This window comes from Pantoea sp. AG702, assembly GCF_003182295.1.
GTDB lineage: Bacteria > Pseudomonadota > Gammaproteobacteria > Enterobacterales > Enterobacteriaceae > Pantoea > Pantoea ananatis.
This window is the reverse complement of the sequence record NZ_QGTU01000002.1, coordinates 99,826-111,977: the sequence shown is the minus strand read 5'-3', so window position 1 is coordinate 111,977 and position 12,152 is coordinate 99,826. Positions and strand designations below refer to the sequence as shown.

At 54.8% G+C, this 12,152-nt stretch carries 9 protein-coding genes; 5 read left to right on the top strand and 4 right to left on the bottom strand.

The genetic code is table 11. The features are described from left to right. Nucleotides 1–28: 28 nt before the first annotated feature. Nucleotides 29–1,360, bottom strand: a complete 1,332-nt coding sequence (locus tag DFO57_RS06885; protein ID WP_033770543.1) for an extracellular solute-binding protein — start codon at nt 1,358–1,360, stop codon at nt 29–31. 526 nt (nt 1,361–1,886) lie between these two features. On the opposite strand from DFO57_RS06885, the gene DFO57_RS06880 reads away from it, so the two are divergent. Continuing rightward, complete coding sequence (locus DFO57_RS06880; protein WP_041930951.1) at nt 1,887–2,486, top strand: GNAT family N-acetyltransferase; 600 nt, start codon at nt 1,887–1,889, stop codon at nt 2,484–2,486. 12 nt (nt 2,487–2,498) lie between these two features. After that, nucleotides 2,499–3,590: an ABC transporter ATP-binding protein gene (locus DFO57_RS06875; protein WP_014606908.1), complete on the top strand. Its 1,092-nt coding sequence runs from the start codon at nt 2,499–2,501 to the stop codon at nt 3,588–3,590. Between the two features lie 22 nt (nt 3,591–3,612). Here the strand turns inward: DFO57_RS06875 and DFO57_RS06870 are convergent, their stop codons facing one another. Then, a complete protein-coding gene (locus DFO57_RS06870) occupies nt 3,613–4,731 on the bottom strand; it encodes an ROK family transcriptional regulator (RefSeq protein ID WP_013024216.1) in 1,119 nt (372 codons plus the stop codon). After that, nucleotides 4,728–5,603, bottom strand: a complete 876-nt coding sequence (locus DFO57_RS06865) for a BadF/BadG/BcrA/BcrD ATPase family protein (protein WP_019105643.1) — start codon at nt 5,601–5,603, stop codon at nt 4,728–4,730. The genes DFO57_RS06870 and DFO57_RS06865 overlap by 4 nt, the downstream gene beginning before the upstream one ends. A 274-nt stretch (nt 5,604–5,877) precedes the next feature. Between DFO57_RS06865 and DFO57_RS06860 the strand changes: the two genes are divergently transcribed. From DFO57_RS06860 to DFO57_RS06850, 3 genes are all read left to right on the top strand, one after another. Beyond that, nucleotides 5,878–7,038, top strand: coding sequence for a Gfo/Idh/MocA family protein (locus tag DFO57_RS06860; RefSeq protein ID WP_014595093.1), 1,161 nt, complete (start codon nt 5,878–5,880; stop codon nt 7,036–7,038). A gap of 560 nt (nt 7,039–7,598) precedes the next feature. Then, the gene (locus DFO57_RS06855) at nt 7,599–8,204 is read left to right on the top strand and encodes a hypothetical protein (RefSeq protein WP_013024213.1); all 606 of its coding nucleotides are present in this window, start codon (nt 7,599–7,601) and stop codon (nt 8,202–8,204) included. A 266-nt stretch (nt 8,205–8,470) separates the two neighbouring features. Then, on the top strand, nt 8,471–10,861 hold the full coding sequence (locus DFO57_RS06850) for a glucose/quinate/shikimate family membrane-bound PQQ-dependent dehydrogenase (protein ID WP_014606912.1): 2,391 nt from the start codon (nt 8,471–8,473) through the stop codon (nt 10,859–10,861). Nucleotides 10,862–10,909: 48 nt separating this feature from the next. On the opposite strand, the gene DFO57_RS06845 is transcribed toward DFO57_RS06850, so the two are convergent. Beyond that, nucleotides 10,910–12,133: an MFS transporter gene (locus DFO57_RS06845; RefSeq protein ID WP_110015201.1), complete on the bottom strand. Its 1,224-nt coding sequence runs from the start codon at nt 12,131–12,133 to the stop codon at nt 10,910–10,912. Between the last annotated feature and the right edge of the window lie 19 nt (nt 12,134–12,152).

The following is a 12,152-nucleotide window of genomic DNA, read 5'->3' as shown; positions in this document are numbered from 1 at the left end:
CCGGCAGGTTCGCTGCCGGGCAACCGGCTTAGTGTTTCAGGGTTTTCATGTAACGCTGATAGTTGTTATCGAAGTTAATCACCATCTGCTCAGCCGTCTGTCGGCCCGCCAGCAGCAGCTGAACGTTTTGATTCAGTTCGGCGTTCATGGTCGGGGTTGCCCAGTCGACATAATGGCCCAGACCGTCGTAGGCATTCAGGTTCAGCCACACCTGCCAGGCTTCGCCTAACAGCGGATTATCCGCCGGGATTTTTGCGTCTTTATTGGTACTGGCCGGCAGGAAGCCAACGTTCAGCCAGCGGTTTGCCATGCTGTCCGACACCATATAGTTAATAAATTTGGCGGCGGCATCCTGCTGGGCTTTGGTTTTCGCCATGCTGGTCATCGAGAAGGCCAGATCGGTTCCGCCGACCATCAACGGCTGCTTAACGCCGTCACCGGCTGGCATCCCGGTGAAGTGAATATCTTTGTTGTCTTTAAACTGGCCCAGATACCAGGTTCCGCTCACCAGGAACGCAGACTGACCGTTCTGGAATAACGTGGCGGCATCATCATGACCAATGCCCTGATAGCCCGGGAACAGATAACCTTTGTCCGCCCAGCCTTTCATCATGGTGGCCGCTTTTTTCAGCTTGTCATCTTTGAACGTGCCGCCCACGTCGTAAATCAAATCATCCAGTTTTTTGCGGTCGCTGCTTTCAATTTGCGCTTCCCACAGCGTACTGAGTAACTGCTGCCCCATGTTGCCGTCTAATAAACCCAGCATCATTGGCGGCGTGCCCTGCTGCTTGAGTTTTGCCATTGCGGCGTCAAGCTCGCTCAGGGTTTTCGGTACCGCAATACCGGCCTTATCCAGCAGCGCCTTGTTATAATAGAGGCCAACCATTTCACCGAGGCTGGCCACGCCGTACAGCTTGCCGCTGCCAAACTGGCCGCTGTCAGACCAGCGGTTACGCTTGAGAATGGAGTCCGGGAATTTTTGGGTCCAGCCGTATTCGGCCGCATAGCTATCCAGCGGCAGCAGCAGTTTGTCTTTGACCAGCGATCCCATATCGCCGCCGCCCTGATTCACCTGGGCAATCTGCGGACCTTCACCTGCGGTCAGGGCCAACTTAAGAGGAATGCGCGTGTCTTCAAAGGAGTGCACGGACCGGTTGATAACGATACCGGGGTTTTGCTGGGAAAAGTCTTTAATACCTTCATCGACGGCCGCCGTTTGCTGAGGATAACTGTAGATATCCCATTCATTCAGGGTAACGGTGCTGTCGGCATGCGCAACGCTGCCCATCAGCAAGCCCGCCGCCAACAGGCTACGAACCGAAGTGCGAAAACGGAACGAACGAACTGAGGAATCAGACATCATGCTCACTTTCTCCAATACAGGATGGGCATCCTTTCTTCACAGGGTCTGCAATCCCGCAGACTGTCGCCGCATAAATCACCTTCTCACTCATAGTTACTTTAATAAAAAAATAAAGTCAAACATCCCACCTTGGGAATTGCCAGGTTGTGAGCCTGCGCAAAAAAACACGCTGACAGGGCAACGCTCAGCATAAGTGGAGAGAAATCCGCACAAATCTGGCGCGTTATCGGTGTCCGTTCGCCGCGGGCCAGCACGATAAACCAGCCTAAAAATGGCGTAATAACTTGCTGATAAAAAATATGAAAATCATATGACGCTCACATTTTTAACTTTTTATTTCCTCTGACGATTGCCGCCAGCCGGTTCACCGCCTGCGACAGAAGCCCACAGGGACTGGCCTGGTCAGCTAATAAGATCCGAGCGGAGGCGACTTCAGGATAGCGGGGCAATTATTCCATCTTGAAAACTAAGTCAGCTTTCATTACCGTGAGGTTGTTCAACTACTGACCTGTGAGAGATGACGATGGCGAATCAAGGTGTCATTCGTCCGGCCACCGAGTCGGACTATTCAGCGCTTTACCGCATCTGTCTGGAAACCGCCAATGCCGGTAAGGATGCCCGTAACCACTATTCCGATCCCGAGTATCCTGGACAGCGCTTTGCGGTGCCCTACGCCCGCTTTGCACCGGATTTTGCCTTTGTGCTGGACGTGGAAGGCGAAGTGATGGGCTATGTTGTCGCTACGCCCGATACCCGCGCCTTTGAAGCGCAGCTTGAGCAGCACTGGTGGCCTCAGCTTCAGGAAAAATACCGTGACCGCACGCCCAGCGCCCCCTATGACAGCAAAATTCTCGACAGCATCCGTCAGCCTGAACGTGCCGATGCGCAGCTGGTGACACAGTGGCCCGCGCATTTACATATCAATCTGCTGCCGCCGGTGCAGCAAGGCGGCTGGGGCCGCAGGATGATTGCACAGGAACTGGCTGCGCTACGCCAGGCCGGCGTGAAAGGCGTTCACCTTGGCGTCAGCCTGCAAAATGAACAGGTGTGCGCGTTCTATCAACGCATGGGATTCAGCCACATCCTGCGCAGCAACGCCATATATATGGGCCAGTTACTTTAAGTGAGAGAGTTTATGACCAGCCTGCGCTTACAGAACGTTAAGAAGTCCTATGACCATATCGATGTGATTCACGGCGTCGATCTCAGGGTAAACAGCGGCGAATTTGTGGTGTTCGTTGGGCCATCCGGCTGCGGTAAATCTACCCTGCTACGGATGATCGCCGGGCTGGAAGAAATTACTGACGGCACATTGCTGATTGACGATAAAGACATGACCCGTCAGCCCGCAACCGAACGCGGCATCGCCATGGTGTTTCAGTCTTATGCGCTTTATCCCAACATGACGGTGCGCGGTAATCTGGCCTATCCGCTTGAGGTGATGAAAAAGCCGAAAGCCGAGATAGCCCAGGCAATTGAACAAACCGCCGCGCGCTTGCACCTGACCGAACTGCTGGATCGCCTGCCACGGGCGCTTTCCGGGGGCCAGCGTCAGCGCGTGGCCATTGGCCGCGCCATTATTCGCCATCCGCGCATCTTCCTGTTTGATGAGCCGCTCTCCAACCTGGATGCCGAGCTGCGTCTGCAAATGCGCATCGAGATTGCCCGCCTGCACGCCTCGCTGGGCAACACCATGATTTATGTGACCCACGATCAGTCGGAGGCGATGACGCTTGCCGATCGTATCGTGGTGCTGCGCAAAGGACGGATTGAACAGGTTGGCGCGCCGTTAGCGTTGTACAGCGACCCAGACAACCTGTTTGTGGCCGGTTTTATCGGCTCGCCGAAGATGAATTTCCTCCAAGCCGAAGTCACCGCCACGGGTCAGGGTGAGGTGCAGTTACGCGTGCCGGATTTGAAGATAACGCAGCTGGTGCTAAAGATTGCGGCGCCCTGCCGCGAGGGCCAGCGCGTCACCCTGGGCATTCGTCCCGAGCACATGCAGCCCGCCGCGGAAACGCCAGCCGAACGTCAGTTCAGCGGCACGCTCTCCTTTGCCGAAATGCTCGGCCACACCAATTATCTTTACCTTGATTTAGGCATTGAACAGATGCTGGTTGTTGAGGCGCGCGAGGCGCAACGGCGTGATTTAGGCGTGGAGGTCAGGCTGGGTTTATCGGCAGACCACTGCCTGCTGTTTGATGAGCAGGGGCAGCGTCTGCGTTAAACAGGATGGCGCTGCGGCGCCGTCAGGTCACGGGTTCTTCATCCGCCTGGGCAGCCAGCAGATCGAGCAGCATATTCACGGCAAAGCCTGCCGCGCCCAGCGCCCACATGCGGTTTGATTCTGTCAGAAACTGCAGCGGTGTCATCTGTGGCGTCAGCTTCAGACGATAGGCCTGAAAGCTCTGGGTAATGTGGTCCAGCAGAATACGTGAAGCCATGTGCGGTTCCATCGCTAGGAACACGACGTCAGGATCGTACGCCACCGACAGATTGGCCAGGGAAATTCCCAGTTCACGTCCCGCCTCTTCCAGTGCGCTCAGCACCTCGGCCGTGGGCCGCTGATCGAGCGCCTGCAACGTTAGCGGACCGCCCGCTTCATCCTGCTGGACACGTTGCAGGATTGCCCGGGACGAGGCCACATCCTCGAGCAGACGCAGCGAGCCATCGCCGACCAGGCCGTTACCGATCTCGCCCGCTTTGCCATGTCGCCCGCGATACAGTCGGCGGTTAAGAATAATGCCTGCGCCAATGCCTTTACCGTAAGTCGCAATAACCGCTGACTGCGCGTTGCCCAGTTGGCCAAACACCAGGGTGGCCATCGCCATCGCATTGGCATCGTTTTCGATAAATACCGGCAGGGAAAAGCGTGTTTCCAGCATCTGCGCGATAGGGACATTCTCCCAGTCGAGCACTTTCGAACGAATACAGTAGCCGTTTTCGGCATCGACTAAACCGGATAAGGCCAGGCCAATCGCGCCAACCTGTTTTTCTTCCACGCCGCGTAGAAATTTAGCCAGCGCATCGCCCAGCTGTCGTGGCGTGATGGCGCCGGAAGGCATCTGCTGTTCTCCCAGCAGATTGCCGCTGAGGTCGGTCATTACGATCAGGTTACGTTCGGCGTTAAGCTGAATGCCAATGACGCTGGCGCGATCGGGATTCAGCCCCAGCAAGGTTTTAGGCCGCCCCATTGATACGCGGCGCAGCCCCAGTTCCTGCACGATGCCCTGCGCCAGCAGTCGGTTGGTCGCCTGGGAGACGGTAGACATGCTGAGTCCGCTTCGGACCTTGAGGTCAGACTGGCTGACAGGCGCATGTTCCACGATCAGTCTCAGAATGCGCGCGGTAACGTTTGGAGCAATCATAGCGTCCTCAGATTTGCCCGGGCCATCATTAATGCCCCGTCCAGAGCATCGTGTTGCGCAGCGACCAGCCGGGCCTGACTCTCCGCGCTCAGCCAGGGCTGAATCGGTGTGGCCAGCCCGCCCATGAGGGCGACGCATCCCTGACTGATGGTAGAGAGACGGCTGACCATTAAGCCAATATCGCTTGCAGTCTGCTGCAGGAGATCCACGGCATGACGATCGTCCGCGTGCGCGGCGGCGAATACATCAGGCACCACGCGCGCCCAGTCGGCGGGCATCGCTTCTCGCGTCCACATCAACATGGTTTCCGGGCTGTGGTTAAACTGTGCCATCAGGCCGTGGGTAAAGTCTGTGCTGTCAACAATGGCTTCATGGGCCAGTAATGCCAGCCGCAGCGCGCGTCGCCCCAGCTCAGCGCCGGAGCCGTGATCGGACAGCGCGAATCCCCAGCCGCCCAGCAGCGTAAACCGCTCGCCATCCCAGGCTGCGCCCTGGCTACCGGTGCCAATAATAAAAACCGCACCGGGTGCCGCCGCATGGGCGCCGGCGCAGGCGATCTCAACATCGCTGACCACCTGCACGGTCGCGCAGGCAGGCTGCCATTGCGTCAGGCGCGCCTTAACCGAGGCCACATTCGCACCGGCTAATCCTGCCACCAGCGAGGTCTGCGCCAGCGCCTTTGGCGTCAGCCCTGCCTGAGACAGCACGGCTGCCATGAGCTGCTCAACGCAGTTCAGAGCCGCATCAAACTGTGACCAGACGTTGGCAGGGCCGCCCACCGCCTGAGCCAGCACGTTGCCATTCGCGTCGGTCAACCGCGCGCGACACTGCGTACCGCCGCCATCAATACCAAGGAGATAGTGTGATTGCACGCGCTTCCTCCCGCCGTAAACGCATCTCGATTCTGTAATCTGCGAACGATAGGTGAAAAAAACTTAAATCGCAATAACAAATAAATATAGGCAAAAAACAATAACTATTTATTATTTAAAATCAATGAAATATCCAAAAATACGTATGCAAATCACACAACGTGTTATTGACATTAGTTTTTCTGTCGTAATAAGTTGGTAGCCAGTCTTTCCATCATTGCGTCCCGTCAGCGGCGTACTCACCGTTGTCAGAATTCAGGATCAGGGGTTTACCATGAAAGTAGGCATTATTGGTCTCGGCTTTCGTCTTTCTCATGTCGTTAAAGAGTTTCACAAGGCTGATACCGAATTTTCGCTGGTAGGTTATTACGATCCAGCACCGGCCGGTTTGCCGAATCTGCACAGTTTCGGCATCGATCCCGGCAAAGCGTTCGATTCCGTTGAGGCGCTGCTGCAACAGGGTGGTTTTGATTTGCTGCTGGTGGGCTCGCCTAACTTTATGCATCTTGAGCATGTCACACAGGCGCTTGCAGCAGGCTATACTGTGTTTACTGAAAAGCCTGTCGTGATTAACGAAGAACAAACGATGGCGATGGCAAAACTGGTTCAGCAGTATGGCGAAGACCGTATTCTGGTAGGGCTGGTGCTGCGTTACTCGCCGCTCTATCACGATCTGCTGGCAGCACGTGACGATCGTCGCCTGGGTGAAATCACCTCGATTGAAGCGACAGAACATATTAAGCCTTATCATGGCGCGTTCTTCCAGCGCGACTGGCGCAGGCTCGAAAAGTATGCCGGTCCTTATATTCTGGAAAAATGCTGTCACGACATCGATCTCTACCAGGGATTAATGCAGGAGCGCCCCCTTCGGGTAGCCAGCTTTGGCGGACGCAAGTCGTTCACGCCTCAGCATGCACCACAAGGTGCGATCACCGAGCAGTCTGAGATTTATCACACTAAGCCCAGCGGCTGGTCGAGTACCGACGCGGTGTTTAGCAGCGATGCCGATATTGTCGATTACCAGACCGCCCTGATTGAGTACGCCAGCGGCGCAACGCTGTCTTTTCACGCTAACCTCAACGTCCCGGACGAATTCCGCCGGTTCTGCGTGATAGGCACTGACGGCATGGCTGAAGGCGATTTTGTCCGTAACTATTTTCGCGTGCACAACGCACGCACCGGCGAAAAAGAAGTGGAAACCGCCTACAGCGGCAACGCCTATGACGGTCATTACGGTGCCGATGCCTTAATGGCGGAAGAGATCGTTAAGCACGTCAAGCAGGGAACGCCGCTAAAAGTTTCTGTTGTTGACGCACTGGAAGCCGGCCTGACGGCCATTAAGATTGATGAAGCGCGCAAAACCCGCAGCGTCATCGATCTGACCGAAAGCTGGACACGTTTTGACGCCAACCTGGGAAAAACGGGAACGCACTAGTTCCCTCCTGATAGCTCACTCCCCCGAGCCCATCAGGTTAAACATAGCTCGACGACTGGTACCCTACTTAAACCGGCCTCAGGCCGGTTTTTTTATTCCTCCACACCTGTACTTCTCCTGCCCTGCGGGCAAGCGTCGCGCGGCATCAGGCGTTTCCGCCTGCGTTTTTTCATGAGGATTGACCTGTGCGGATGATTATTAAAAAAAACCGCCTGCTCTGCTGATAACTTAACTCAGGATAAGATAAAGCAGTAAACGAAGCGGCCGTTGTGACATCAGAACGACACTTTCTGCTGATAATCAGATGACGTTTATTACGCGTTTTACAAAACAACGTGCAGGGTGAATTAACGCTTTCGACGAGTAGTCACGCCAGAAAAGACCATTTAACGTTATCATTAGAGTGCATATAAATTTAAATAACGGATAACAAAAAAGTGCTGATTAATATATAAAAAACGTGTGTTGCCAGGAGAATCGCGTATATTAATCGCCGTACTTCCCTCTCGTTATGCAAAAAATAAAATTCACAGCAAACGTTAAATAGTTTCGATGAGATAATGAAAAATAGCGGATATAACCCTTATATTACTGAGCCTATTCATCACGTCACGAGTCAGGTGGCCGGTATTTGTTACCACCTCCCGAATTCGGACTGCACACAACCGACGAAAAGGATACTTAACGATGACAACATTATTTCATTGCACAACCATCTTGCAACTGAAGAAGCATTAATCATTATCCCCCTGTGTGATGCACAGTTAAAAGAATGGATTCAGCATCCCGAACGTTATTTACACCTACAGGATGCGCGGGTGCGTATTGGTATTAATTATCGCAACCTCAGGGCCCATCAGGAAAAATTACTGGAATTAATTAACGCTTATCGTTTCTGGCTTTTTGACTTTGCACCGCCTGGCGCAGACTGGCATTTAGTCGAATCCTTTCCTTTTTCCGCCATTGTCTTAAGTTATTCATTCTTTAATGACAACTATCGGAAATTTACATTTCCTTTTTTTCTTGAGTCATTAAAAGGGAAAGGCGCCGAGATTATCGTGCGCGGTTACGAACCGACGTTATCAGCAGAACAACTCGCGGCACTTAACATTAGCGGCTGGCAATTACAACGCGCGTCTGGCGATCTCATTCCCTTTACACTTTAACCTTTCTTATCTCCTGGCACTATTGAATCATATCGGCAAGCCCCATTAACACCCTCTAAAGTATTGCCTTAGATGCGTTGTTAAGAGCTTTAAGCCAAAAAAATCAAAACTCATACCAATTTTGCTATAACATTTAACAGATATGGATCATCACGCTTCAGGGAAGAGCGAAATAAGAATGCCTTTCATCTTTTGTACTTTATGACTGACAACAATCTATCTGATTGTTTTCCTGAGTTTTCTGGCAACGAAATGAGGTCAACATTATGGGGAAAAACTCCTCATCCTTTAGCGTGGTCCGTTTTTTAACGGTGCTGTTCGCCGTGCTAACGGGTGCGTTCATGTTAATTGGTGGTATCTGGCTGGCCACGATCGGTGGTTCCTGGTACTACATCATCGGCGGTGCAGCCATGCTGCTTACCGCTTTCCTGCTGTGGCGACGTAACAGCGCTGCCCTGGTTGTCTATGCGCTCTTACTGCTGGCTACGCTGGCCTGGGGCGTTTGGGAAGTCGGCACCGACTTCTGGGCACTGGCACCGCGTACCGACGTACTGGTGATCTTTGGCGTCTGGCTGGTGTTGCCCTTTGTCTATCGCGGCTTATACCAGCCGGGTAAAGGCGCACTGGGTGCCATGGGCGTAGCGCTGGTTGCCAGTGCAGCGGTGTTAACCTATTCCGTCTTTAATGATCCGCAAGTGGTTAACGGTGCATTACCGGCAACAGCGGATAATGCGCCTCAGGCACAGCCGTTGAGCAATATTGCTGATGGCGACTGGCCGGCCTATGCGCGCGATCAGCAAGGGACGCGCTTCTCGCCGCTCAAGCAGATCAACCACGACAATGTGAAAGAACTGCAGGTTGCCTGGCAATTCCAGACCGGTGATATGAAACGCCCAAGCGATCCGGGCGAAATTACCGATGAAGTGACGCCAATCAAGATTCGCGACACGCTGTATCTTTGCACGCCACATCAGATTTTATTTGCTCTGGATGCGGCCACCGGCAAGCAAAAGTGGAAGTTTGATCCCGGCCTGAAAACCAACCCAACCTTCCAGCACGTGACCTGTCGTGGTGTGTCATACCACGAATTCCCTGCAGCGAAGGATGCGTCCAATACCCAGCCTGCGCTGTGCTCGCGTCGTATCTACCTGCCAGTCAATGACGGGCGTTTGTTCGCGCTGGATGCGGAAACCGGTGAACGCTGCCCGGCCTTTGGTAACAACGGTGAGCTGGATCTGCAGCACAAGCAGCCGGTCACAACGCCAGGCATGTATGAGCCAACCTCGCCACCGGTGATTACTGACACTACCATTGTGATGGCTGGCGCGGTAACCGATAACTTTTCAACCCGTGAACCTTCAGGCGCCATCCGTGGCTTTGATGTGAACACCGGTAAACTGTTGTGGGTGTTCGATCCGGGCGCGAAAGATCCTAACGCGATTCCGGCGGATGAACACACGTTCACCATGAACTCGCCTAACTCGTGGGCACCTGCGGTTTACGATCCGAAGCTGGATATCGTTTACCTGCCAATGGGGGTGACCACGCCGGATATCTGGGGCGGCAACCGCACACCTGAGCAGGAACGTTATGCCAGCAGCGTGCTGGCGCTGAACGCGACGACCGGTAAGCTGGTGTGGTCATATCAGACTGTGCATCACGATCTGTGGGATATGGACCTGCCTTCGCAGCCGACGCTGGCGGATATTACCGATAAAGACGGTAATACCGTGCCGGTTATCTATGCCCCTGCCAAAACCGGGAACATCTTTGTTCTGGATCGCCGCACAGGTAAAACTGTGGTTCCGGCCCCGGAAACCCCTGTTCCGCAGGGCGCAGCTAAGGGCGACCATGTCTCAGCTACACAGCCTTACTCTGAACTGACCTTCCGTCCGAAACAGAACCTGACGGATAAGGACATGTGGGGCGCGACGATGTATGACCAACTGGTGTGCCGCGTGATTTTCAAACGTCTGCGCTACGAAGGTCCATTTACGCCACCTTCTGAGCAGGGCACCCTGGTCTTCCCGGGCAACCTGGGCATGTTTGAATGGGGCGGCATTTCCGTTGATCCGCATCGTCAGATTGCGATTGCTAACCCAATGGCGCTGCCGTTCGTGTCTAAGCTGATCCCACGCGGTCCGGGTAATCCGGAAGAGCCACCAAAAGGCGCAACGGGCGGTTCAGGTACTGAAACCGGTATTCAGCCGCAGTACGGCGTGCCGTATGGCGTTGAACTGAATCCGTTCCTGTCACCTTTTGGTCTGCCGTGTAAACAACCTGCATGGGGTTATGTTTCTGCTGTTGACCTGAAAACCAACGAAGTGGTGTGGAAACAACGTATTGGTACCGTTCGTGACAGCTCACCTGTACCGCTGCCCTTTAAAATGGGTATGCCAATGCTGGGCGGACCGGTTGCCACCGCAGGCAAAGTGTTCTTTATTGGCGCAACGGCTGATAACTACCTGCGTGCTTACAGCACCGACACCGGTGAACTCTTGTGGCAGGCGCGCCTGCCAGCCGGTGGTCAGGCAACGCCAATGACTTATGAAGTTAACGGCAAGCAATACGTTGTGATTGCTGCCGGTGGCCATGGTTCATTCGGCACCAAGCTGGGCGATTACGTGATTGCCTATGCGCTGCCCGACCAGAAGTAATTAACACCTGAACAGAGGCGGACTCCGGTCCGCCTTTTTTTATGCCTGCTATCTGCCCTGCGCTTTTGCGCGTGGGGAGCGCCAGCTTAACCAGGCGCACAGCCCCATGACCATGCAGGTGGCCAGAAATACAGGCCGCATTCCCCACGCGCCACCGATCACCCCACCAAAAAGGGGACCACTGACCTGGCCGATATACTGCGCCGACGTCGAATAGCCGAGCATGCGCCCCACCTGCACGGCGGGAACGTTGTGACGGATAATGGCGGTAATGCAGGGCATCAGACCGCCCAGCGACATGCCCATCAGGAAACGTAACGGCAGCAGCTGCCAGGCATCGGTAATAAAAGCCTGAGGGATCAGTAACAGCGCGCAGCCAAACAGGCCAGCGCTCAGGACCCGCCAGTGCCCCACGCGGTCGGCCAGCTTGCCGACAAAGGGTGCTGAAAGAATACTGCCCAGCGCGGCTGCGGCCATCACCAGGCCGGACATCAGGATGATGGCATGCTCCTGATGTAAAAACTGGCCGATATACAGCGTGATGACAGGCTCTATCGACATATTGGCAAACACCAGCAGCATGGCCATTAACCACATCAGCCTGACTATCGCCCGGTCAAAGGGAGCAGCAGCCTCGCCCGGCTGAGGACAAACGCTCTCCACCTTCTTGCGCGCCACGGCTGGCTCCTTCAGCAAAAAGGTGGTCGCCAGGAATGCCACAAAAATGACCGCCCCCGTCAGCCAGAACGTAGCCCGAATGCCGATCAGCGGCGGGAGTACACCGCCCAGTAAGGGGCCTATAACATTACCGGCCATCATGCCGGATGCCAGCACGCCTAACGCCCATCCGGTATGCGCTTTAGGGGTTTGCGCAGCAATCAGAATGGTGGAGCCGGAAGAATAGCCCCCGAGTAATCCCGCCAGTAAACGCAGCGCCACCAGCTGCCACACAGCGGTTGCCATGCCGATCAGTGCCATGGCGAGGGCCATTCCCAGGCTCGCCCGGATCAGCATCAGCTTACGGCCGTAGCGATCGCCCAGCCTGCCCCACAGCGGCGCGGTTAACGCGGCGCTGAGAAAGGTTGCGCCATAGGCCACGCCGGACCAGCGCGCAATGGCCGCCGGGTGCTGTACGCCCAGCTGTTGAACATACAAGGGTAAAAAAGGCAGCAGCAAGGTCATGGCGACCAGGGTCGTAAACGAGCCAAAGACGCAAACCCATAAGTTACGTTTCCAGTGGTGGAATACAGGTGCCTCAGACGTGATTTCCATGCGATATCCCCATCGTGTT

Coding starts and splice junctions, on each gene's coding strand:
- DFO57_RS06885 (WP_033770543.1), bottom strand. CDS start 1,360: ATGTCTGATTCCTCAGTTCGTTCGTTCCGTTTTCGCACTTCGGTTCGT.
- DFO57_RS06880 (WP_041930951.1), top strand. CDS start 1,887: ATGGCGAATCAAGGTGTCATTCGTCCGGCCACCGAGTCGGACTATTCA.
- DFO57_RS06875 (WP_014606908.1), top strand. CDS start 2,499: ATGACCAGCCTGCGCTTACAGAACGTTAAGAAGTCCTATGACCATATC.
- DFO57_RS06870 (WP_013024216.1), bottom strand. CDS start 4,731: ATGATTGCTCCAAACGTTACCGCGCGCATTCTGAGACTGATCGTGGAA.
- DFO57_RS06860 (WP_014595093.1), top strand. CDS start 5,878: ATGAAAGTAGGCATTATTGGTCTCGGCTTTCGTCTTTCTCATGTCGTT.
- DFO57_RS06855 (WP_013024213.1), top strand. CDS start 7,599: ATGAAAAATAGCGGATATAACCCTTATATTACTGAGCCTATTCATCAC.
- DFO57_RS06850 (WP_014606912.1), top strand. CDS start 8,471: ATGGGGAAAAACTCCTCATCCTTTAGCGTGGTCCGTTTTTTAACGGTG.
- DFO57_RS06845 (WP_110015201.1), bottom strand. CDS start 12,133: ATGGAAATCACGTCTGAGGCACCTGTATTCCACCACTGGAAACGTAAC.